Raw genomic sequence first — 22683 nt, forward strand, 5'->3', positions numbered from 1 at the left:
GAACGAAATAACAACAGACGTAGCCAGCACGGCCCTGTCTCCGGGGGGGCGACATCATCTCGGAACGAAGGGGCGCAATCATCTCGGAAACGAGGGGCGGCTTCATCGGAATCGGCACCATGGCGCAAAAGACATCCTGCCCTGCGCCAGGGCTGTCCGGATCACCTTACCGGCAGCGCGCCGCTCGGAAGCGGTGAACCCATTATAGCTGTTGCCGCTCATGACATGAGGGCGACGCGGGCGTCGGCGAGCTGACGCTCCAGCCGGTCGATACCGGCGCGCGAGATCGACAGCGGCGTTAAGCCCTCTGGCGACAAGCCGGGACACTGTCCTTCTATTGCGATGGCGTGCATGTTCTCCAGCGCGGTCGAGTTTCCGGCAAATATCGCCTCGGCAGCGCTCATGCCATCATCTGCCTATCGGACAGGATGCGGTAAACCGAAGCGCGCGAGACATTCAGTTCGTCCGCGATTGCGCTTGCGCCCATCCCCCTGTCGCGCAGCTCGCGCATCTGGGATGCCTTGGCCTGCGCGGTCGGGGCACGCCCTCGATAACGGCCCTCTGCCTTTGCCTTTGCAATGCCCTCGCGCTGGCGCTGGAGCATAATCCCCCTCTCGAACTCCGCAACGGCAGCGAACATGGTGAGCAGCATCCTGCCGCTTGGCGATCTGGTATCCATCTCCGACCCGCCGAAGTCGAGCACGCGAAGCGCGACCCCCTTGCGCTCCAACGTGCCGACGATGGAAAGCAGGTCCGTCGTGGACCGCGCCAGCCGATCAAGGCGGCTGACCACCAGCGCGTCGCCCTCCCGCACAAACTCAAGCGCCAAGTCGAGATGATCGCGTGCGGCGACCGACGACACCTGCTCCGAGAACACCTTGGTGCAACCCGTTGCAACAAGCTGGCGCTGTTGCGCCTGCAATCCGGCAAGCTGCTCAGTCGTGCTGGTCCGGGCGTATCCGATCAACATGGCAATCCTCACTACTTACAGGAGGATAGCCGCCTGTGCGCCGCAGTCCACAGTTACGTCATTGTTTTCTCTAGATTATCACTGACCTCCAGAACCGGAGAGACAGCATCTCACTGGCCCGTTACCGACCCATGTGAGGCAGCGAATAACGTCGGCCGCGGTGTCTCACATGGGCAAGGTCATGCGCGACAGGATATCTGTTTATTCAGGCAGTACTAGGTCCAGCGAACCCTACTGCTTCTCGATCAGATGAAGCTCCACAGGAAATCCCATGCGGCTGATCCGTTCAGCGGCGGCACGCAGTGCGACCTTGCTAAAGAACGGCAGTCCTAGCTGGCCACTGGCCGCGTAGGGATGCCTCATCACGCCGAACACAACGGTGTAATCCGATGGGGTAGGCTTCACACGGCCATCAGGCAGAAGGCTGACAAACCCCTGCTTATTGAACTTCTGCTCGCGCTTTCGTGCTTCCTTCCGAAAACCCTTGCGGAACACATCGTCGGAGACAAATGCTTCGGCTGATACAAGTCCTTGGTTCCAAAGATGGCTCAACGGTGCAGAGGAGTGGCCATCCTTCAAATGGATGATTTGCTTCCCAGTAGAAAGAAAATCACAAGGCTCAAGGGCAGCGTTGCCCGCGCCCTTAGGCGAAACCTTTGTCTGATCCATCGAGATAAGATGCGGTTGCCCCTCTAGCTCCGCAATCAACGCTCGTTCATTCGCGGCAATGGTCACCAGGTGGAAAGCAGGCTTGACCAACGCAGCATAGGCATCTTCGACCTCTTTGTGATAGCTCTTGCTAACGAGATACCACTGCCCGTCGAACAGCACGTATATGTTGTTCCGCAACGTGACTTCATGAATGAAACAACTGTAGATTTTTCTCTTTTGGCTACAGTCCCCTTCACCGTCCGCAATAACCCTGATTTCGTGACTGCCTCTCAACGCCGACATGTCTACAATCTGATTGAAATCGCCTTTCTGTAGCTCCGCGACATAATCCTCGATTGCAAGTTCACCGTAGCCCGTCTTTGCACCGGGCGAGAGGCCAGTTCCGTAGTATCCAATCTCTAATCCCGCATCCGGTGACAGAATGTCAGGTATTGCGAGGTGCAGGTCTGATGGCTTCCCAGCCACAAGCGCAGCGAGGTCTGCGAACGCTAGCCCATCCAGTTCCTCGGCGAGCACACGCTCTCCGACCGGCTGAACATAGTCTATGAAAGCGAAATCCGATTTGTAGTCAGCCGCCTCATACAACTTCAGGGCCTTCTCGCAGTGCTCGCGCAGCTTGTCTGGATCGACCACTGCCCGGAGGTGAAGGGCGTCCTTCCCAGCCAATGCCTTGGCGAACTCGCCGCTAGTTGGCGTCCCGGATGCTAACCGGAGCAGATTGCGAGAAGCGTCGAGATCAAACGCGCTCAAATCACTGTCCCGGCTCGCTTGAACGCGCCGCTGCATAACGGTCGTGTCGAGACTGGCGCTATCCAGCGTGCGCAACTTCGCACGCGAGACGCTATTCAGCACAACACGTAAACCGAACCCACGCTGTATAGCGTCGTCATTCAGCGCATGGTGCCCCTGCCCAAAGCACAGCGCAAATAATCTTCGGCTCTTCGCCTTGCCGACATCGACCAGCATGACGGCAGAGCAGCTCTGCGTGCGGAGATTGACTGATCCCGGCACCGTGTAGTGCGACAGGAACTTGGTCCATTCCGGCGGCGAGGCGGGGCTTTGCCCGACGAACAATCGACCCGTCGTGCTTTCCACCTCTTCGAGATCGTGATCGTCCTTAAGCGCCGTTTCAACAGTCGCGCCTTTTCGTAACAACCGCAGCGCAAGGCTTACCGTCGGCGTTTTGGCCACCGAGACAACTCCCCCCTGTATGTGGGCACGCCGATCAGCAATCAGCCCGTCCTGTCTAGAAATTCTGCCCCGAGTTGATGTTGATGTCTATCTAGCCACTGCTTGGACTGTGTCCAATCTGGCGACACGTGCGAAAGAAAATCCCAGAAAACCTGATCGTGAGAACGGTGCTTCAAATGAGCAAGTTCGTGAATGACGACGTATTCGAGCACTTTGCGCGGTGCGAAGATCAGGTGCCAGTTTATGAGGATGTTACCCTTCGACCCACACGATCCCCACCCGCTGGCGAAATCGGCTACGCGGATCGACTGGGGTTTAAGGCCGAACCGATTGGAGTAGATGGCAGCGACTGCGCGAGCGTCGCGCCGCGCGCGTTGCTTCAGCCATAGCTTGAGTTCGCTTGCGATAAGCGGGTCGGTATCGCGCCCAGCCCATGCCGGCAAATCCACAATGAAGCCGTTGCGATAGGCGATCTCAATCCGCTCGCCATCGCTCCGTCGAACGGTCAGCGGCATGTTGCGCCCGCGATAGGGTATCTTAGAGCCGGTCATGAACCGGGGAACGGCATGACGGGTGGCGGTAAGCCGATCCATTTCTTTCACCGCGTCGAACAGCCACTGCCGCTTGCGGTCCAAAAAGCTCGCAATGGCGTCTTCGTCGTCGGACGTGAGCGCCAATACTTCGACGCGGCCCGGCGTTACCGTAATCCGGCGTTCTGAAGCCGTCGCAGAGCGGCGAAGCTCATAGGGGATTGCCGTTCGACCAACGCGCAGCGCGTGCGTCACTGGCCGTTCCCATAGGCGCTGACCGCGAACTCCTCGATCGCATCGCGGATCGACTTGGTTTCGCCAATGTCGTGCTCTGCGAGGATGCGCCTGACCTGTTGGCGAAGGCTGCGGAGATACTCCGGCATGTGCGTGAACGCGGGTTGGCTCGCCTCGGCGTTCGCATAAACCCCGCCGATGGCAATGGCCGCGTCCTGCAACACGGTGTGATCGGCATCGGGCACAATGGCCTCAATGATACGCAGGATTGAAAACGACCTTTCATCCATGCCAAGTGCGGCGTGCGCGCCCTGTTCAGTCTGGATGTCGCCGGTTAGGCCCTCAAACTCGCGCAGGCCGTTCGCTGCCGCGATCTGCCCGGCCTCGAAACGCCGGATGATTTCCAGCACACGTTCGGAGAACCGGCCATACTGGGCCGGGTTCCGGTCCACCAGTTCGCGCGTCACACGGCGAAGCTCGGCGGACTTGCGGACGAACGCCTCCTGAAGCTCCTCCTCGGACTTTTGCTCCGTCTCGAAATCCTCGGCGAACTCGGGATCGGTCAGGTTGCGCAGCCGGATCGTGGTCGAAAGGCCGGTCACATGGACATGCTGCTCCAGCATGTCCCTGATCTTACCCGAGTAGCTGCGATAATCGAGGCTCTCGTCCTTCGCGATCACTTGGGTCGCGAGGCGCAGGAACGCCGCCGTCCATTTTGCCTCATCCGTGAAGTCGAGGATGGCGGGGTCGGGCGAGAGATCGCCATAGACCTTCACGAATAGCCGGGCGAGCCGCTGAAGATCGAACCAGTCGTCTTCCTGTCCTTCCGTGGCGAGCTTCCCCGCCGCATAGGCGGCAGCTTTCTCGTCCAGCCCTTCAAGCCCCATTGCTCGCTTCTGAACGCGGTAACGCGCGTGCGCTTCCTTCAGATCGTTACGCAGGACGGCAATGTCGCGCAGCACGTTCTCGACATCGTCTGCGCGATAGGATGCCAGCGCCTCATCAAGATGGCCGGTAACGCCGATGTAATCGACAATTCGGCCATGCGGCTTGGTGATCTCGCCGCCATCCGGGCGCTTCACCGAATAGGTGCGGTTCGTCCGGGCAATGGCCTGAAGCAAGCCATGCTCTTTGAGCGGCTTATCGAGATACATGACATGCTCGATCTGCGCGTCGAACCCGGTCAGCAGCTTGTCGCAGACAATCAGAAAACTGGGTTGCTGGCCAAACGCCTTGAACCGCTTCTTCACATCCTTCTCGGCATCCGCGTCGAGATAATGCGCCTCTAGCTCGCCCCGGAGCGCGGCCACATCGGGATTTTCAGAGGGCTTATTGTCCTCTTGGCTTTTGGAATAGACGCAGGCGATCATCGCATCGGCGGCAGTGGTCGCGGCGTCCGCATCGACACCGGATTTGATCGCATCCGCCGCAATCGCCGCCGCCAGTGCCGCGCGGTAGAGCACGACCGCCTCGCGATCCACGACGACGATTTGCGCCTTGAAGCCGTCCGGCTGGCACACCGCCTTGAAATGCTCCCAGATGTCGAGCGCGATCAGCCGGATGCGCTCCGGGTGCTTTGCGATGGTGGCGAGTGTCAGCCCCTTTCGCTTCAGCGCCTCGCGCTTGTCGTCCGGCAGATCGACGAACCAGCGGTCGAACAGAATGTCGATCTCGGCCTCATTGATCGCCCAGTCGGTCTTGCGGCCTTCGTAGAGGATCGGGACGGTCGCACCGTCACGCACCGCATCGTCGATACCATATTTGTCGAGATAGCCTTCGCCCGCGATGCTGAACCGGGCGTAGGTGTCCTTGTCGGTGCTCTTAATCGGCGTGCCGGTAAAACCAAAGAAGAACGCATCCGGCAACGTCGCTTGCAGATAGGCTCCGAGGTCTTTTTCCTGCGTGCGGTGGCACTCATCGACCAGCACGATCCAGTTGGCCGAGTTCGGGATCGCCTCGTTCGACCCGGCGAACTTGAAGATCGTTGATAGCAGGATTTGCCCGTTGCCCCCGCGCTGCACCGCTTCGCGCAGCGCTGCAACCGAGGCACATTGCGATGGGTTCGGCAGGCCACACGCCACGAATGTCTTGCTGATCTGATCGTCGAGGTCGATCCGGTCGGTCAGCACGAGGATGTTGGGGTTGGCAAGCGTCGGCGCGTCCAGCGTCAGATGGGTCTTCAGCTTGAGCGCGAGAAACACCATCGTCAGGCTCTTGCCCGAACCCTGCGTGTGCCAGATCAACCCCTTGCGGTGCTCGCCCTCTGCAACCCGTTGCACCGCCTTGTTGACCGCGCGGAACTGTTGATAGCGGCAGACCTTCTTGATCTTCTTGCCCGTTTCCGGGTCGGTCTCGAACACGACGAAATGCGCGAGCAGGTCGAGCAACCGGGATGGCTCGCACAGGCACCACAAGTCCTTGGCGAGATCGTCAGCGAAGTCGGCCCGCGTTGACGGCCATGCGTCCGGCCACGGCGCATAGAACTGGGAAGGCGCGCCGGTCGCGCCGTAGAAGGTGGCAATGCCATCGGTGACGATGTTGAAGGCGTTCGGCGCGAACAGGCGCGGCACGTCGCGCTCATATTGCTTGATCTGCTCGAACGCCTCTTGGGCTTTGGCCGTGGCCTTCAGCGGTGACTTGGCTTCGATCACCACCAGCGGGATGCCGTTCACGAACAGCACGATGTCGGCGATGCGCGGGCACTGAGCCGCAACGCGGAACTGGCGGACAACGTGGAAGCGGTTGTTGGCCGGGTGCTTGAAGTCGATCAGCGTAATGCAGCGATCCTGCTTCTCGCCCGTGATCCGGCGCGAATAGCCACCGCGCAGCTTCCGCTGCCAATCCTCATTGTCGGAGAGCGTGGCGAGGTCGTTGTAGACGGCCTCGGCATCCGCCTCGCCGATGCCGGTGATCGAGCGCACCGCTTCGATCAGCACCGGCTTGAGGATGACGCGGTTCTCCTCGACCCGCATCGCTAAGGCAGCATCGGGATGGAGTGGCTGGTATCCCAGCGCTTCCAGCGCATCGAGCGCAGGCTTCTCGGCGAGGCGGTATTCGCTCATGCAGGGACCCGCACACGACCGGAGAGCAAGTCAGCCATGAGTGTCTCCTTCGTGCGATGAAGGGTTCCCAGTGAAGTCTGCGCAGCAATGATCTCACCGTCGATGGCGTCAACCATCGCGCTGATCTCGATCATTCTCGCTTGGTTCAAGGCGGGAACCTTGATTGCGGAAAACGTGCTTTTATTGATGATCGGAACGGCCTGCTTCCCGGCGTTTGCCACTATCGTGTCATAGGCTGCGACACTAGCGAGATAGGCGAAGCCAGCGGTTTGAGGCGGGCAGCAGATGGCGTTGATCTGCTGGTTCGTTACGCACCGTTCGCGGGCGATAGCGGTTTTGCCAACTGTCGAACCGATGCACGTCACAAGAACCGAGTTGGCAGGCAGAACGGTAGCGCCGTGACCGCTGTTCGCCACAAGAGCGCGCGCTGCATCTGAAACCGAGATGTTCCCGGCCACCAGATCACCCGGCGTCACGAAGGGCAGATCGCCACCCCACAGGTCAGCTTGCTTTGGAGATGGCGTCCGCCCTGTCACGATCTTTCCGAGATTGGCGATGGTAGTAGTGGCTTCGCAACTCTCGGTCACGTCTCTCGCCAGTTTGCCGATCAGTCCCCGGCAGGAAGTCAAGGCAGCCTCATTCGCTGCAATCGCCTCATCCACCGACCGCAGCACCTCTGCGATCAGCCGCTGCTCGTCGATTTCGGGGAGGGTGATCTCCAATGGAGCCAATGCGCCGATGGTCAGCATGGGCACGGCCTGTTGGGAGGCGATACCGAGAATGTCCGCTGCGCATAGCGCTTGATGGAGATACTCGCTGTCTACTACAGCATGATCGGGTTCCACGGCGATTGTGGTCTGGGTGCAGGTGAACGCATCGAAGTTTGGGCGGCGCGGAAACCCAATCGACCCTCTCGCTCCGATCACGATGTCCCCTCGGCGCAAACGACGACGATTATTGCTTGTGTAGCCCCAAGGGCCTTCGTCCGTGTTGGCGGAGAACACGGGGATGCCATCGCCGGTAAGGTTCTTCGATAGGAGCGTCTCACCCATCGAGAGATCAGCGACATCCGACAGTGCCACCGTGCGCCACTCACTCGACATAGCCGAGCCTTTGCAGGTGGCCGAACATCACGACTTCCGCCTCGTTACGCTGCGCAATCAGCTCTTGCAGTTTGACCACTTCCGCCGCCACATCGACCATCTCAGCATCCGCGCCGGTCTGGACATAGCGGCTGATGTTGAGGCTGTGGCCGTTGGCAGCGATCTCTTCCGCCGGCACGACGCGGGCCAGCTTCTCGATGTCGTTAAAGCCGTGGACGGCATCGGCTAGCGTGCGAATATGTGCATCGGTCAGTAAGTTCTGTGCTCTGCCGGGCGTGTAGGTGGCATCGCCGTTGACGATCAGTACCTTGCCACGCCGGTCTGCGGCCTTCTTCTTGTGGCAAATCAGCAGGGCGGCAGGGATGCCCGCGCCGTAGAACAGGTTCGGGGCCAGCCCCACCACGGCCTCGATCACGTCTGCGGCCAGCATCGCCTCCCTGATGCGGCCCTCGGCCCCACCACGAGATAGAACGCCGTGCGGCACCACCACCGCCAGCACTCCTCCATCCTTGAGGCTCGCCAGCATGTGCTGGACAAAGGCGAGATCGCCATAGCCCTTGGGCGGGCAGCCGTATTTGTCGCGCCCGAATGGATCGCCGTTCTGCCAGACCTCGTAGCCCCACACCTTTTCGGAGAAGGGCGGGTTGGCAAGTACCCGGTCATAGGCTCCGATGCCCTCGACAAACTCGCGCGCCTTGGCATCGTAGCGCTTGGGTGAAAGGATGGTGTCGCCTTTGGCAATGAAGGCGTCATCGACATTGTGGAGGAACAAGTTGATCTCCGCGATGCCCCATGTCGCGAAGTTCTTTTCCTGACCATAGAGGGACAGGCTGCGGGCATCTTCCCCGCGATCCTTCACATACTGGACCGCCTCCAGCAACATGCCCGCCGAGCCGCAGGTCGGATCGTAGATCGACATGCCGGGGCGCGGTTCGAGGATTTCCACCATCAGGCGAACGATGGATCGGGGGGTGTAGAACTCGCCGCCCTTCTTGCCCGCGCCCTCGGCAAACATCTTGATGAGGTAGAGATAGGCGTCGCCAAGCATGTCGGCGGGCACATCGGCATTGCGCAGCCGGTGCTTCTCGAAATGCGCGAGCAGCTTCTCCAGCATTGCGTCGGAAAAGCGATCCTGATTGGCGAAATCCACGTCGCCGAACACGCCGCGCAATCGCAGATTGGCGTCTTCGATGGCGGCGAGCGCGTTGTTCAGTCGCTGGCCGATCTGGGTGGCGTGCTTGCGCACCTCATCCCAGCGGTGCTCGTGCGGAATGTGGAAGCGATGCTCGTCCGGGTCGGCAGCTTCCTCGCGGTCGCCGGTTTCAGCGAGCAGCGCCTCGAACTCCTCGTCCCACACATCGCACAGGCGCTTATAGAACAGCAGCCCGAAGATGTATTGCTTGTAGTCCGCCGCATCCACGGTCCCGCGCAGAATGTCTGCCGCGCCCCAGAGGTGCCGTTCCAGTTCCGATTGTGTGAGCTTGGCCATTCAATCCCCAGTCGCTTTGCCAACTAGTGGCGCATCTGCCATGTTGGCTCAACTCCAGACGTGGAAGAGCGATTGAGACGGAAGCGGCCCCCGACGGTAGAAATCAAACGTCGCTCGAAGCCGCCACGCGCCGCTGCGCTCGATGCAGCGTTGCTAAGCGCGGCATCAGCAAGCGGCCCACAACTCATTCGATTGCCCACGGCACCCGAAACGCTGCCCGCTCATCGATCCCAAGCGAAGGTGGTTGAGAAGGCCACCCCGCTAAATACGATCCTCGCCGACACCCTGCGCTCCGCTGGATTGGCTCCGGGCGATGTGCGGATAGCTGAACCGCCAAAGCCCGCCGTCAGCGCAGATCGAAAGCTGCTCGGCGTGGCATCCGAGGCAAGTCTAGCTTCGCAGGCAAAGATCGCATTGTTGAAAGAGGGCAAACCTCGTCGATCCAAAGCACCCGCGTCACAAAAGCTTCCAGCGCCCACGCCTTCCCCCTCGAAACGGAAGAAGTCAAAGTCTGCGGTCCCATCTCGGACTGCCCACCCATCGCTGCCACGGCGGAGTATGGCCGAAAAGGAACAGGCGGCGACGGCGGCACGCGAGCGGGTTCAAGCCTTCATCATCGGTATCGAAGCACATCCCTTCCACGATCTGCTGACCCAATGGCAGAAGCATGTTGAGCTAATCGGCTACATTCAGAAGACCCGGCAAAACCGGGCGCGTCTGCCCTTCTACCAAGACCTCGTCGATGCAGTCGAACGGGAATGGCAGCGCCGGGGGAGCCTGCGCCCGGAGGACACTGTCTATTTCGACTGGCCATCCACGGACGCCCGAAACGGAGTGGGTGGCCTTGGCGAAATCGGGTGGGTTTCCGAAGGGGTGCTCCGATACCTCGGCTACAGTGTGTCGAAGGCAACAGGGCTGACCATCAACTCGCGGCAATCCCTTCTCCGGCGCATCTTTCACATGATGGTGCCTCCCTTCGAGAAGCCGAGCTACATTCGGGAATGGGGCGAACCAGAAACCTCCGCGCGCCTGCGCAAGATGGCGGAGAGCATCGCTTCCTTCGTCCGGCTGGCAAAGGCGCAGTCTCGATCCGACAAGAGCTTGAGCATCGAGGCATGGGAGGCTGACCTCGCGATGCTTCGAAATGAGTTTTACATCGGCAAGTTCGGCTTTGGATGGCCGGTGACCTAACGACCCTGCAACGACTGCACAGATTTTTTGAAGTAGGCGCCGGGCTAACTACATTTCAGCCCATTGCGCGGCTTTGAATATTAGCCTTGAAGGTCAGCACCATCTTAATGCTGCAACCCGTTGCACAGCAAGAGCATGTTAGTCCGACAGCCGCGAATGGCCGAATAGATGTCTAAGATCAACCGCGTAGGCAACTCGTTCGAGGTATGGTCGCAGCACATCCGCACTCAACCCGGTCCCGTAGCGACGTCCGATTTTCTTCGAACGCGCCCAACCACAAAGCTCGTCCTTGTGATGCTCGGTTACATCAGCCTCGTCGAGCGCAGTTTTGAAAGTATGGCGAAACGAATGGAATGTCAGCTTGGCGCGACGGTCCCCAAGTTCGAAGTGCTTCAGATCGCTTTTGAACCGCTTTGAAAAAGCGGGGCTTTCCGCCTCGTACTTGTCCCGAGGCACTTCCGGGAAAAGCAGTGCGGAAGGATCGGCGCGCCGCCTCTCGATCCACGATAAGAAGCCGATCTGCTGAAGCACCGGGTGCACCGGCACCTCACGCTGTGCGTTTTCGTTTTTCAGCTTCATGTCTGGCGTCAGCACCATAAAGTGAGTTCCAGCCTCTGACACTCGAAAGTGCCCAGGCGTAAGCTGCAATATCTCCCCTGCCCGCAAACCACCAAAAAGCGAGATAAGCGGCGCCCAATATCGGCTCCGACGCATGATGTTCGGCCCCGAACGGGCGAAGCCGTTCTGATCGTCACGGCAGCCGGTATAGATCGGTCGCGTCAAGATGCGGCGCAGCTCGCTAACATCGAACGGCAACTTGGCCATCGAACCATCAGGCTTCGCGGCCAACGGCTTTAGGTCGTCTGCGTAGTCCTTCTCTATGTAATCCTGCTTAGCTGCCCAAGCGACGAACCGCCGTAGCATCGCGAGATACTTCTCGTGCGTCTCCCACTGAAGGACTGGATCGGAAGCACCGCGCTGCGCCGCCAGCTCGCGGATTGTCGCGCCTTCGACAAGGGATTTCCCGAAGTTCGGCGGCAACAAGGCAAACGTATCGCGTAGATCGACGCATTGCTGTCGCCGAACCGATCTTATCGCAGTCTGAGCATCGAAGAACGCCACGATGTGCGCAACCTCTCGCCTATATCGATCTTGGGTCTTTGCGGCGCGAGACCGCTGGAGAAGCTCAGCAAGAAACTGTTCCCCCGCCTGCCCCACTGTCACGTCGGTATCACTAGCCACGACAGAAAAGGGGCCACTAACGGCTGTCGTTGTAAACGCTGACTGGAATAGCACGTCATCGATCTGATCGCTGAAGTCTCCGTCGAAGCGTGCCTTCTCAATCTTGCCTATCTGAAGCATGGCTCGACGCAGATACTCCCTAAGAAGGCTGGCGCGACTGTCATAGGGAGAACGACGGCCTTCCTCCGCCAGAAGCGCAATCTCAACGGCTAGAGCCGGGTGCTCCACATCTTCATCGGCAGGCAGAAAGGCTAACTCACCAATGCGATGCGCCAGCTCTTCCCGGCGGCGAGCAGCCTCATGTTGATCGAACGACTGGGCAAACACCGGAGCTATGTCGAGCTGAACCAGCTCGCGCTGAAAATATGCTCGCGCGATGCGTCCTGCGTCATCAATCGTGAGCAAAGGAAGGTGTGGAGCGTCAGGACGTTTGCGCCTGCGCGTCGAGGAAACAATCCCGCTTGAAGCCGGAATAATCGCGTCGCGGAACCGAGCAGCGATGATCTCGCGTGCCTCTGGTAGCTTCGCCAGCGCCAACTGATAGTCCGCTGTCCCAAGCGACACAATCTCATGGGTCCGGAGGCCGGGACGCATCATGTGCGAGGGCCGCCTCTGGCGGAAATGCCAGTAGCTACTGCCACTGCGCTTCATCAGACCTTGAGGTTTCGGCAACTCTTCCACGCCAGTTGTGTAACACCTTTGCGTCACAGCAAGCCGGAAAAATGCGGTCCCATCAGAGATTTGACGCTATAAGGCCAATCTCGGAACGAATGGTGGAGCCGAGGGGGATCGAACCCCTGACCTCTGCAATGCCATTGCAGCGCTCTCCCAGCTGAGCTACGGCCCCATCGTTCCGGGAGGCGCCCCACTAACCGGGGCGCCCTGGCATGGCAAGCGCCGATTTGCGCCTGCCATGCACTTATCCACAATTATCTGAAAACGTCGTTCGAACTCAGAGCCTGAGTATCAATGATCGTCGTCTTCGGTCGGCGCTTCCACGCCGAGGTCGTCGTCACCGCCGAGGTCCACCTCGTCGTCGGCCGAGGGTTCTTCCTCCTCGCCCAGCGCTTCCAGATCCTCGTCCTCACCCTCGAGATCGCTGTCCGCTTCCTTCGAATCGGGCTTGATCTGCTCGAACGGCAGCGGCTGCTTGGACTTCAGGATCGGCTCCGGGTTCCACGTCGTGCCGCAGTTGATGCAGGTGACGGGATCGTCCTTTTCGAGGTCGTAGAAGCGCGTCGCGCATTTCGGGCACGTACGCTTCGTGCCCCACTCCGGCTTGACCATGCCGTCTGATACCTTTCGGAAATGGGTTTCGCGAGCCAAAGGTCGCCCTTGGCCCGAGGTGGAGCGCGCCTTGCCATAGCGCAAGGGGACTGTCAAAGCCCGCGGCCAGCCATGTCGAACGCCTCCCCTCCCCGCCCGCTCTCCATCGCCGCCGCAGGGCCCCTGCGCGGCACCGTCACCGTGCCCGGCGATAAGTCGATCAGCCACCGCTCGCTGATGTTCTCCAGCCTCGCGGTCGGCGAAAGCCGCATCCAGGGTCTGCTGGAGGGCGAGGACGTGCTCGCCACCGCCGCCGCGATGCGCGCGATGGGCGCGCGGATCGATCGCAGCGACGACGGCATCTGGACCGTCCATGGCGTCGGCGTCGGCGGGCTGCTCCAGCCGCAGACCGCGCTCGACATGGGCAATTCGGGCACCTCGACCCGGCTGCTGATGGGCCTGGTCGCCAGCCATCCGATCACCGCGACCTTCGTCGGCGACGCCAGCCTGTCGAAGCGGCCGATGGCACGCGTCACCGAGCCGCTGGCGCAGATGGGGGCCGATTTCATGGCCAGCCCGGGTGCGCGCCTCCCCCTCACCATGCGCGGCGCCTGCCCGGCAGTGCCGATAACCTATACGCTGCCCGTCGCCTCGGCGCAGGTGAAGTCGGCGGTGCTGCTCGCCGGCCTCAACACCCCCGGCATCACCCGCGTCATCGAACCCGTGCCAACGCGCGACCATAGCGAGCGCATGCTGCGCGGCTTCGGCGCGGAGCTGACCGTCGAGGACACGCCTGACGGCAAGCTGATCGCGATCCATGGCGAGGCGGAATTGAAGCCGCAGGACATCACCGTCCCCGGCGATCCCTCGTCCGCCGGCTTCTGGATGGTCGCGGCGTCGATCGTGCCGGGATCGGACGTGACGATCCGCAACGTGCTGATGAACCCGACGCGCACCGGTCTGCTGACCGCGCTGCGGCTCATGGGCGCGTCGATCGACGAGGTCGACGGCCGCGAGATCGGCGGCGAGCGCGTCGCCGACCTGCGCGTCCGCCACGCGAGCCTGTCGGCGATCGAAGTCCCTGCGGATCTCGCCCCCAGCATGATCGACGAATATCCCATCCTGTTCGTCGCCGCCGCCTTCGCGAGAGGCACGACGGTCGCCCGCGGCGCGCACGAATTGCGCGTCAAGGAATCGGATCGCATCGCCGCCATGGCCGCCGCGCTCGGCCTCGCCGGCGTTAGCGTCACCGAGCACGAGGATGGCCTGTCGATCGAAGGCCGCGACGGCGAACCCCTGCCCGGCACCGGCAATGACCGCGTCGCCTCGCTGCTCGACCACCGCATCGCGATGAGCATGGCGGTCGCCGGCATGCACAGCAGCCGCCCCGTCCGCATCGACGACGCCGCGCCGATCGCGACCAGCTACCCGGCTTTCGTCGACACCGCGACGCGCCTCGGTGCCGCCCCGCAATGGCTCAACGCATGATCATCGCCGTCGACGGACCCGCCGCGAGCGGCAAGGGCACGATCGCCAAGGCGCTCGCCCGCCACTACGGCCTGCCGCATCTCGACACCGGTCTGCTCTACCGTGCGGTCGCGCTGACCGTGCAGCGCATGGAGCTGGACCCGGCCATCGAGGCCGACGCCGTCGCCGCGTGCAATTTCGACGAAGGCCTGCTCGACGACCCCGCGCTGCGCCAGGACGCGATCGGCCAGCTCGCCTCGATCGTGTCGGCCCACCCGCTCGTCCGCGCCGCCTTGCTCCAGCGCCAGAAGCGCTTCGCCCGCCAGCCCGGCGGCGCGGTGCTCGACGGCCGCGACATCGGCACCGTCATCGCGCCCGACGCCGACGCCAAATTGTTCGTGAAAGCCACCCCCCAGGTCCGCGCCCAACGCCGCCACCGCGAGTTACAAGGCCACGGCAGCGACGTGTCCTTCGACAAGGTCCTCGCCGACATCCGCGCCCGCGACGCCCGCGACAGCGCCCGCTCCACCGCCCCGCTGACGATGGCCGCCGACGCCGCACTGCTCGACACGAGCACCCTCACCATCGAGGCGAGCGTGGCGAAGGCGATCGCGCTGGTCGAGGCGCGGCGGGCCGGCCGGGCATAACGCCCGCCGATCCGCCGCACGCCCGCTCAGAACTCGAAGTGCAGGCTGGCGACGACCGTGCGCCCGTTGCCGAAGTTGACCCAGCCGCCATCTCGGATCCGCGCCGCCGTCCCGACATTGCTGTAATAGCGCGTGTCGAGCAGGTTGGTGACGTTGATCTGCAGGTACGTCTTGGGCAGGCCGGCCCAGTCCAGCTTCGCCTGGGCATCCAGGTCGACCAGCGTGTACCCCGCGGAAATGGCGTCATTCTCGTCGGTGATGAAGCGATCGCCGACGTGCTTGGCCGACGCCCCCATCACGACGTACGGCAGCGTCACCTGCGCGCGGCCGCCATATTGCCAGTTCGGCGTATCGACCAGCGACTTGCCCTTGGTGGCGATCAGCACCGCGCCCGTCGCGGCGTTCAGGATATTCTCCTTCAGCTCGGCCTTCAGATACGATCCGAAGCCGTACAGCGACAGCCAGCGCGTCGGGTTGACGATCAGCGTCCCGTCGATCCCCTTGCTGTCGACCCGGCCGACGTTGCGGCTGGCGCTGATCGTGCCGCCACCGTCCAGCGGCACCGTCGTGCTGACGATGCGGTTGTCGTAGCGGATGTACCAGCCGCCCAGCTGCGCCTGCACGATACCGCGCGAATAGCGCAGGCCCGCATCGTAGGAGTCCGTGCGCTCGGGCACCGCCTCCTGATCCTTCAGCGAGATGACCTTGTCGTCATAGGCGTAGATGTCCGTGGTCGGCGCCGAGAAGCCGCGGTTGTAGCTTGCGTACAGGCTCGCCGTCGGCGTCATCTGCCAAACCAAGCCGGCATTGGGCAGGAAGGCGTGATATTCGCGGATGCGCCCCACGTACGGCGCGCCGAACGTCGCGCCGCGGCCGTCCGCCGCGACCTGCTGCGCGCTCTGCGAGGTGCAATAGGCCTCGTTGCTGCTGCCCGGGATCGTGTAGCAGGCGTTGCTCATGTTGCGGCGGAAGAAGGCCGCGCGCAGGCCCAGCGTGATCGACAGATCGTCCGAGAAGGGTCGGCCGCGATATTCGCCCGACAGCTGGTGCAGGATCGAATAGGTCAGCCGGTTGCGCTTGTTCAGCACGTTGCCCGCCGCATCGCGCACCGCGACCGACCCGTCGCGTCCGCCGAAATCGGCGCTCGGATAGCCGTTGACGCCCAGATACGCCGCCTCGCCCGTCTGCGCGGTCCGCGCGCGATCCCAGGTATAGGCGAGCCGCAGCAGGTTGGCGGCGTCGATATCGTACCGCAGGCCCGCGATCGCGATCAGCCGGTGCGTCTGCGTGTTGGAGGGGTAGAAGACGCGGACATAGTCGAGCATGTCGCCATCGCCGTTCAGGTCGCGCCCCGCCGCGATCCCGGCACCGATGCGGCCGATCTGGTTACGAGACACGCCGCGCGAGCCGGCATTGGCGTCGCTCTCGGCAAACACGGTCGAGCCGCCGCCATTGGCCATCGTATAGCTATAGCCGCCGTCCAGCGTGAAGGTCAGCCGATCGGACAGCGTGAACAGGCTGTTGAAGCGCGCATTGCCGGTATCGACCGGGTTGATCCCGACCTGACGCGTGTTGGTGCAGAGCGACCGGTCGTCCTGCACCGTGCCCTTGCCGGGCGTCGCGGAGGCGAGCGTGCAGTCTGCCGTGTTGGTGAACGTCGTCGCCGCGCCCAGCACGCGGTCATATTGCGCGCGGGTCAGGTCGACGCGCAATGGCGTCGCGGTGGTCGCGGTGGCGATCGGCAGCACGCCGCCCAGGATCGTGTTGACCGTGGCGACCGACGCCCCCCCAAAGCCCATGTTGCGATGCTGGTAGAAGAAGCCGGCCAGCGACAGGAAATCCTTGCCCGACCCCAGCGGCTGATAGAGGCGCGCATTATACTGGCTCTTGCGCACGATCGAATAGGGATAGAGCGCGTAGCTCTGGTGGCTTGCCGACACCCAGGCCCGCGTACCGCTGGCGTTGAGGTCGCCGGTGTTGATGAGGCCGAACACGCGGTTCATGTTGCCGCGGCCGTGCGAATAGACCGCGGTCGCGCTCACCTGTTCGGTCGGCATGATCGTGCGATAGTTGACCGTGCCGCCGGAGGCGCTGGCGGTGGGCGTATCGACGTCGGTCGACCCGAAGCTGACGTTGACCGTCTGCACCAGTTCGGGATCGATCTGCTGGCTCGAATAGATGGCGTAATTGCCGGCATCGTTCAGCGGCAGCCCGTCGAAGCTGAAGGCGATGCGCGACGCATCGAACCCGCGAATACGGATACTGCCGCCGTTGCCGCCATAGGGATCGCCCGCGACGTAATTGACGCCCGGCACCATGTTGATCGCATTGAAGATCGACTGCCCCGGAACGGTATGTTCGATATAGTCCCGCGTCACGATCGCGCGCGCCTTGGGCGCATCGACGATCTCGATCCCCGTGGTCGGCAGCTTCTTGCCCGACACGATGATGTCCTCGCCGGCCTTGTCCTCGGCAGCGATCGTTCCGGCCGTTTGCGCCAGCACCAGTTGCGGTGCGACAAGCATCAGGCACGCGCCACCGACCCCGGCGACGCGGATGAATTTGGATGTCATGATGTTCCCCAGACGACCTTATTGGCCTGCTGGGTCCATTATGGACTGTTTACGACGGGACAGTTACACAGGCGCAAATTGGCGGCGATAGTCCGGCATCCGCGACAGCGCCGCTGCGGCGCTGATGATCGCGGAAGAAGCGGCAAATGCGATCGCGCTGGCCGGGGCTAGAACAGCGATCCGCGGCATCGACGGCGATTAATGCCGTGAAAACGCATATTCGCTACCATCAAGTCGAATGCCGCATCGCACGACCGTCGAATTGCGCCGTTCGCCAATCGTATCGGGTGGAGGATCAATTGAATTTCCCCTCATCAGAGAACCAATGGGAGCTGCGGACGGAGAGGGTCGTACCCTGCAAACGTCATCATGCCTACCGCGTCTTGGTCAACAACTTCGACGACCTTTGGTGGCATCGATCGGATCGGTCGGATTGCGCCTTCTACGCCGACATATGGTCCGGTGGACACTTCTCATTGCGAAGCTCTGAACGAGAATTCATGAATGCAGGCACGGTTTTCAACAAGCGGCCGGGATGGTTCTTCAGCATCACCGATGCCATTGCCCACGGCCGTCCGGGAATAGCATCGATGGTTGCACGCTGGTCTATCGTCACCACGCCGCGCAACGATCCGGGCTACTCACAATGCAACCGGTCGACCTACTCCGTCACGATTCGCCATTTTTCGGAAGCGGCTTACCGACGCAACATTTCCCTCGGCATCGAGCGGTCGTTGAAAGACTCCGCAGATCGCTTCGTCAGGCTCTGCGAGGAACGAGCGCTCAAATACAATTAGGACCCATTCCAGTCAGTCCCTTCCGTGTCGGCACCTGTCCTACACACCCCGTTTCTGCTACACCCCCTCCATGACCCGCCCGTCCCCCGCCCCGCCACCTTCGGCCGGGCGCTGCGGACCCCTGGTTTCCGACGATTACGTACCGTCCACTTCGTCCACTTCCGCGGGCCCTCGCGCCCCCGAACGGCGATTCGCGGCTACCCCGCCGCGCCCCCGCCGCGCCTTGCCAAAAGCCCGCATTTCCCCTATGGCGCGCCGGTCCGGCGAGCAGGTGTTCGGCGGGGGACGGCGCGACCGCTTGGCGGACCGCGCCCTTTTCGCATTCAGCGCATCGCATTCCTCCCGCTGCACGCCCGCCCGATGGATGCCGCGACCGGCATGGGGTCGCCGCGGCGTTTTCAGCCAAGACCAGCGGACCCAACCGCTTGGCCGGAAACAGAATAACTCGAGGACACTCTAACCCTATGGCTACCCAGCCCCAACCCACCCGCGACGATTTCGCCGCGATGCTCGATGACATGTTCGGCGGTGCCGACAGCTTCGAGGGCCGTGTCGTTCACGGCACCGTCACCGCGATCGAAAACGACATGGCCGTCATCGACGTCGGCCTGAAGTCGGAAGGCCGCGTGCCGCTGCGCGAATTCGCCGCACCGGGCCAGAAGGCCGATCTGAAGGTCGGTGACGAAGTCGAAGTCTATGTCGACCGCGTCGAGAACATGCATGGCGAAGCGATGCTCAGCCGCGACCGCGCCCGCCGCGAAGCCGCCTGGGACAAGCTGGAGCTGGAATTCAGCAAGACCGCCCGCGTCGAAGGCGTGATCTTCGGCCGCGTCAAGGGCGGCTTCACCGTCGACCTGTCGGGCGCCGTTGCGTTCCTGCCGGGTTCGCAGGTCGATATCCGTCCGGTGCGTGACGTCACGCCGCTGATGGACATCCCGCAGCCGTTCCAGATCCTGAAGATGGACCGCAAGCGCGGCAACATCGTCGTGTCGCGTCGCGCCGTTCTGGAAGAAACCCGCGCCGAGCAGCGTTCGGGCCTCATCCAGAGCCTGGCCGAGGGTCAGATCATCGACGGCGTCGTCAAGAACATCACCGATTACGGTGCGTTCGTCGACCTGGGCGGCATCGACGGCCTGCTGCACGTCACCGACCTCAGCTACAAGCGCGTCAACCACCCGTCGGAAATGATCGCGATCGGCGACACCGTGAAGGTGCAGATCATCCGCATCAACAAGGACACGCAGCGCATCAGCCTCGGCATGAAGCAGCTCGAGTCCGATCCGTGGGATGGCGCGAGCGCGAAGTATCCGGTCGGCGCCAAGCTGTCGGGCCGCGTCACGAACATCACCGAATATGGTGCGTTCGTCGAGCTGGAGCCGGGCATCGAAGGCCTGGTCCACGTTTCGGAAATGTCCTGGACCAAGAAGAACGTCCACCCGGGCAAGATCGTCTCGACCTCGCAGGAAGTCGATGTCGTGGTGCTCGAGGTCGACGAGGACAAGCGTCGCATCAGCCTCGGCCTCAAGCAGGCGCAGAACAATCCGTGGGAAGCGTTCGCCGCCGCCCATCCGATCGGTTCGACCGTCGAGGGCGAAGTCAAGAACGCCACCGAGTTCGGCCTGTTCATCGGCCTGGACAACGACGTCGACGGCATGGTCCACATGTCGGACATCGCCTGGGGCGTGTCGGGTGAGGATGCCCTCAACCTGCACCGCAAGGGCGAGACCGTTCAGGCGATCGTTCTGGACATCGACGCCGAGAAGGAGCGCATCAGCCTCGGCATGAAGCAGCTCGAGCGCGGCGGCCCGGCGGCCGGCGGCATCGCGGCAGCGGGCGACCGTCTGAACAAGAACGCGATCGTCACCGTCACCGTTCTCGAAGTCCGCGATGCGGGCCTCGAAGTACAGCAGGGCGACGATGGCGCGACCGGCTTCATCAAGCGCACCGATCTCGGCCGCGACCGTGACGAACAGCGTCCGGAGCGTTTCCAGGTCGGCCAGAAGTTCGACGCGATGGTCACCGGCTTCGATCGTTCGAAGAAGCCCACCTTCTCGATCAAGGCGATGCAGATCGCCGAAGAGAAGCAGGCGGTTGCTCAGTACGGCTCGTCCGACTCGGGCGCGACGCTCGGCAACATTCTGGGCGAGGCGCTGAAGGCCCGCTCGGACGCCGAAAAGAAGTAAGTAACACTTACCCATGTGTCAGGTCGGGGCAGAAATGTCCTGACCTGACATATTTTTCCTTGGATCGGCTTCGTTGCGGCCCTATACGTCGTGGGCATTGATCTTCATCAATCTCCGCAACCTGGCGCCGGGGGGAGCCCGTACCGTGATCCGATCTGAACTCGTTCAAAAACTCTGCGATCTCAACCCCGAGCTGACGAGCCACGACGTCGAGGCGATCGTGACCACCTTCTTCGATGAGATCACGCAGCGGCTTGCCGCGAACGGCCGCGTCGAACTTCGCGGCTTCGGCGCTTTTTCGACCCGCGCCCGCGATGCCCGCGTCGGTCGCAACCCGCGCACCGGCGAAACCGTCGATGTCGACGCCAAGCGCGTCCCCTATTTCAAGCCCGGCAAGGAAATGCGCGCCCGTCTGAACGTGTGACGTGACGCACCGCGTCGTCGCCCGGCGGACTATCTTCGCTCCGCATGGCGATGAAATGCCGGTCGTGACTTGACGCCCGCACCCACGTGCGCTTGTCGTGCCCCTGTGTGCGGACGTGGCGAAACCGGTAGACGCAGCCGACTTAAAATCGGCTTCCTATGGAGTGCGGGTTCGAGTCCCGCCGTCCGCACCACGGCTTTTGCGCTGGCGTTGACCGCGACGCTGGCCGGTTGCGACCGGCGGCCCGATTCGGGGCCGGTCGTCGCCAGTGCGATCGGCACCGCTCCGCGGCTTGCCGATCCCAGCCGCACGTTGCCCAATACGCCGACCCGGCTGCTGCTCGATGCGACGGCAGAGGGGCTGGTGCGGTTCGACGCCAGCGGCCAGATCGAACCGGGGCTCGCCGAACGCTGGATCGTCATCGATCAAGGCACCAGCTACATCTTCCGCCTCCGCGACGCCCAATGGCCGGATGGCAGCGCGGTCACCGCCGACCAAGTCGTCGCGCAGCTCCGGCGCCAGATCGCCCCCGGCTCGCGCAACCCCCTCGCCCCGTTCCTGACGGCGATCGACGAGATCGTCACGATGACGCCGCAGGTCATCGAAGTGCGGCTGCTGCGCCCCCGCCCCGATTTGCTCAAGCTGTTCGCCCAGCCCGAACTCGCGCTGTGGCGCAGCGGCGGGATCGGCAGTGCGGGCGGCGCGGGACCGATGCGGATCGTCAGCGCCGCCCATCGCAGCCTGCTGCTCCGCCCGGCATTCGACCGGACGCGTGCCGATCCCGAGGATCACCGCACGACCCGCCCCGAAGACGACGTGCGGCTGATCGGCGAACGGGCTGCACGCGCCATCGTCCGCTTCGTCGCCCGCGATTCGGACTACGTCACCGGCGGCACCTTCGCCGACTGGCCGCTGCTGAGCCTCGCACAGGTTGCGCCGGCCAATCTCCGCCTCGATCCCGCCGTCGGCCTGTTCGGCTTCGCCATCGCCTCGCGGGACGGCTTCCTCGCCGATCCGGGCAATCGCGCCGCGCTGAACGGCGCGATCGATCGCGCCGCAGTGACCGCGGCGGTGATGCCGGGCTGGGAGACGGCCGAGCGCATCCTGCCCGAGTCGCTCGATTCGGGGGCGCCGCCAGCGATCCCCGGCTGGGCGCTGCTGTCGCCCGAGCAGCGGATCGCGGACGCTCAGGCGCGGGTCGCGGCGTTTGGTGCGCCTGTGCGGATGCGGATTGCCCTGCCGCCGGGGCCCGGCGCGACCTTAATTTATGGTCAGATGGCCGCGGCGCTCTATGCGATCGGGATCACGCCGGAACGCGTCGCAATGACCGCCCCCGCCGAATTGCGCCTCGTCGATCAGGTGGCCCCCTATGACAGCGCGCGCTGGTATCTCGCCACTGCCTGTGCGCCGTGCGGGGACGAGGCCCGTGCCGCACTGATCGCCGCCCGCGATGCCCCGACGATGGCCGACCGTGCCCGGCTGATCGGCCAGGCCGATGCCGCGCTGGCAGTCGACACCGCCTTCATCCCGATCGCGCGGCCGTTGCGCTGGTCGCTGGTCGCGCTGCGGCTGAGGCAGTGGCGCCCGAACACGCGCGCCTGGCACCCGTTGAACCGGCTGCGCGATGACACCAATTAAGCGG

17 protein-coding genes and 2 tRNA genes are annotated in these 22683 nt (G+C 62.9%); 8 read left to right on the forward strand and 11 right to left on the reverse strand.

Annotation, left to right across the window (positions count from 1 at the left end):
- Positions 1–218: 218 nt before the first annotated feature.
- The 7 genes from ACP7A3_RS19590 to ACP7A3_RS19620 form a co-directional block, all read right to left on the reverse strand.
- On the reverse strand, positions 219–404 hold the full coding sequence (locus tag ACP7A3_RS19590) for a hypothetical protein (RefSeq protein ID WP_426256973.1): 186 nt from the start codon (positions 402–404) through the stop codon (positions 219–221).
- Entirely contained in the window at positions 401–970 is a 570-nt protein-coding gene (locus tag ACP7A3_RS19595; protein WP_426256972.1) for a recombinase family protein, read from the reverse strand. The genes ACP7A3_RS19590 and ACP7A3_RS19595 overlap by 4 nt, the downstream gene beginning before the upstream one ends.
- Before the next feature lie 231 nt (positions 971–1201).
- On the reverse strand, positions 1202–2833 hold the full coding sequence (locus ACP7A3_RS19600) for a DUF6119 family protein (RefSeq protein WP_426256971.1): 1632 nt from the start codon (positions 2831–2833) through the stop codon (positions 1202–1204).
- A 41-nt stretch (positions 2834–2874) separates the two neighbouring features.
- On the reverse strand, positions 2875–3618 hold the full coding sequence (locus tag ACP7A3_RS19605) for a M48 family metallopeptidase (protein ID WP_426256970.1): 744 nt from the start codon (positions 3616–3618) through the stop codon (positions 2875–2877).
- The gene (locus ACP7A3_RS19610) at positions 3615–6659 is read right to left on the reverse strand and encodes a type I restriction endonuclease subunit R (protein ID WP_426256969.1); all 3045 of its coding nucleotides are present in this window, start codon (positions 6657–6659) and stop codon (positions 3615–3617) included. Before ACP7A3_RS19610 ends, ACP7A3_RS19605 begins: the two co-directional genes overlap by 4 nt.
- Entirely contained in the window at positions 6656–7741 is a 1086-nt protein-coding gene (locus ACP7A3_RS19615; protein WP_426256968.1) for a restriction endonuclease subunit S, read from the reverse strand. The genes ACP7A3_RS19610 and ACP7A3_RS19615 overlap by 4 nt, the downstream gene beginning before the upstream one ends.
- 10 nt (positions 7742–7751) lie before the next feature.
- Positions 7752–9251: an N-6 DNA methylase gene (locus tag ACP7A3_RS19620; RefSeq protein WP_426256967.1), complete on the reverse strand. Its 1500-nt coding sequence runs from the start codon at positions 9249–9251 to the stop codon at positions 7752–7754.
- 558 nt (positions 9252–9809) lie between these two features.
- Between ACP7A3_RS19620 and ACP7A3_RS19625 the strand changes: the two genes are divergently transcribed.
- The gene (locus ACP7A3_RS19625; protein ID WP_426256966.1) at positions 9810–10442 is read left to right on the forward strand and encodes a hypothetical protein; all 633 of its coding nucleotides are present in this window, start codon (positions 9810–9812) and stop codon (positions 10440–10442) included.
- 138 nt (positions 10443–10580) lie between these two features.
- Here ACP7A3_RS19625 and ACP7A3_RS19630 read toward each other — a convergent pair whose 3' ends face one another.
- From ACP7A3_RS19630 to ACP7A3_RS19640, 3 genes are all read right to left on the reverse strand, one after another.
- The gene (locus tag ACP7A3_RS19630; protein ID WP_426256965.1) at positions 10581–12281 is read right to left on the reverse strand and encodes a site-specific integrase; all 1701 of its coding nucleotides are present in this window, start codon (positions 12279–12281) and stop codon (positions 10581–10583) included.
- Positions 12282–12455: 174 nt separating this feature from the next.
- A tRNA-Ala gene (locus ACP7A3_RS19635) sits at positions 12456–12531 on the reverse strand.
- A 119-nt stretch (positions 12532–12650) separates the two neighbouring features.
- Complete coding sequence (locus ACP7A3_RS19640) at positions 12651–12971, reverse strand: TIGR02300 family protein (RefSeq protein ID WP_017978348.1); 321 nt, start codon at positions 12969–12971, stop codon at positions 12651–12653.
- A 111-nt stretch (positions 12972–13082) separates the two neighbouring features.
- Here ACP7A3_RS19640 and aroA point away from each other — a divergent pair, with 111 nt between their 5' ends.
- Positions 13083–14438, forward strand: a complete 1356-nt coding sequence (gene aroA / locus ACP7A3_RS19645; protein ID WP_426256964.1) for a 3-phosphoshikimate 1-carboxyvinyltransferase — start codon at positions 13083–13085, stop codon at positions 14436–14438.
- Positions 14435–15064 carry a (d)CMP kinase gene (locus ACP7A3_RS19650; RefSeq protein ID WP_426256963.1) on the forward strand — a complete coding sequence of 210 codons (630 nt, stop codon included), beginning with the start codon at positions 14435–14437 and terminating at the stop codon, positions 15062–15064. Before aroA ends, ACP7A3_RS19650 begins: the two co-directional genes overlap by 4 nt.
- A gap of 26 nt (positions 15065–15090) precedes the next feature.
- On the opposite strand, the gene ACP7A3_RS19655 is transcribed toward ACP7A3_RS19650, so the two are convergent.
- Positions 15091–17637 (reverse strand): TonB-dependent receptor, encoded by a 2547-nt coding sequence (locus ACP7A3_RS19655; protein WP_426256962.1) that lies wholly within the window; start codon positions 17635–17637, stop codon positions 15091–15093.
- Positions 17638–17783: 146 nt separating this feature from the next.
- Between ACP7A3_RS19655 and ACP7A3_RS19660 the strand changes: the two genes are divergently transcribed.
- The 5 genes from ACP7A3_RS19660 to ACP7A3_RS19680 all read left to right on the forward strand — a co-directional run bounded on the left by ACP7A3_RS19660 (position 17784) and on the right by ACP7A3_RS19680 (position 22679).
- Positions 17784–18434, forward strand: coding sequence for a hypothetical protein (locus ACP7A3_RS19660; protein ID WP_426256961.1), 651 nt, complete (start codon positions 17784–17786; stop codon positions 18432–18434).
- Between the two features lie 464 nt (positions 18435–18898).
- Positions 18899–20617, forward strand: coding sequence for a 30S ribosomal protein S1 (gene rpsA / locus ACP7A3_RS19665; RefSeq protein ID WP_020486448.1), 1719 nt, complete (start codon positions 18899–18901; stop codon positions 20615–20617).
- 145 nt (positions 20618–20762) lie between these two features.
- A complete protein-coding gene (locus ACP7A3_RS19670) occupies positions 20763–21041 on the forward strand; it encodes an integration host factor subunit beta (RefSeq protein ID WP_192929980.1) in 279 nt (92 codons plus the stop codon).
- A gap of 109 nt (positions 21042–21150) precedes the next feature.
- Positions 21151–21234 (forward strand) — tRNA-Leu (locus ACP7A3_RS19675).
- 17 nt (positions 21235–21251) lie between these two features.
- On the forward strand, positions 21252–22679 hold the full coding sequence (locus ACP7A3_RS19680; protein ID WP_426256960.1) for an ABC transporter substrate-binding protein: 1428 nt from the start codon (positions 21252–21254) through the stop codon (positions 22677–22679).
- Positions 22680–22683 lie beyond the last annotated feature (4 nt).

The sequence above is a fragment of the Sphingomonas sp. DC5200-1 genome (genome assembly GCF_049897245.1).
Taxonomy (GTDB): Bacteria; Pseudomonadota; Alphaproteobacteria; order Sphingomonadales; family Sphingomonadaceae; genus Sphingomonas; species Sphingomonas aquatilis.

What these genes read in the sequence shown, in the direction of transcription:
- ACP7A3_RS19590 (WP_426256973.1), bottom strand. Translation starts at nt 404, where the DNA reads ATGAGCGCTGCCGAGGCGATATTTGCCGGAAACTCGACCGCGCTGGAG.
- ACP7A3_RS19595 (WP_426256972.1), bottom strand. Translation starts at nt 970, where the DNA reads ATGTTGATCGGATACGCCCGGACCAGCACGACTGAGCAGCTTGCCGGA.
- ACP7A3_RS19610 (WP_426256969.1), bottom strand. Translation starts at nt 6,659, where the DNA reads ATGAGCGAATACCGCCTCGCCGAGAAGCCTGCGCTCGATGCGCTGGAA.
- ACP7A3_RS19620 (WP_426256967.1), bottom strand. Translation starts at nt 9,251, where the DNA reads ATGGCCAAGCTCACACAATCGGAACTGGAACGGCACCTCTGGGGCGCG.
- ACP7A3_RS19625 (WP_426256966.1), top strand. Translation starts at nt 9,810, where the DNA reads ATGGCCGAAAAGGAACAGGCGGCGACGGCGGCACGCGAGCGGGTTCAA.
- ACP7A3_RS19630 (WP_426256965.1), bottom strand. Translation starts at nt 12,281, where the DNA reads ATGATGCGTCCCGGCCTCCGGACCCATGAGATTGTGTCGCTTGGGACA.
- ACP7A3_RS19640 (WP_017978348.1), bottom strand. Translation starts at nt 12,971, where the DNA reads ATGGTCAAGCCGGAGTGGGGCACGAAGCGTACGTGCCCGAAATGCGCG.
- aroA (WP_426256964.1), top strand. Translation starts at nt 13,083, where the DNA reads ATGTCGAACGCCTCCCCTCCCCGCCCGCTCTCCATCGCCGCCGCAGGG.
- ACP7A3_RS19650 (WP_426256963.1), top strand. Translation starts at nt 14,435, where the DNA reads ATGATCATCGCCGTCGACGGACCCGCCGCGAGCGGCAAGGGCACGATC.
- ACP7A3_RS19655 (WP_426256962.1), bottom strand. Translation starts at nt 17,637, where the DNA reads ATGACATCCAAATTCATCCGCGTCGCCGGGGTCGGTGGCGCGTGCCTG.
- ACP7A3_RS19660 (WP_426256961.1), top strand. Translation starts at nt 17,784, where the DNA reads ATGCGATCGCGCTGGCCGGGGCTAGAACAGCGATCCGCGGCATCGACG.
- rpsA (WP_020486448.1), top strand. Translation starts at nt 18,899, where the DNA reads ATGGCTACCCAGCCCCAACCCACCCGCGACGATTTCGCCGCGATGCTC.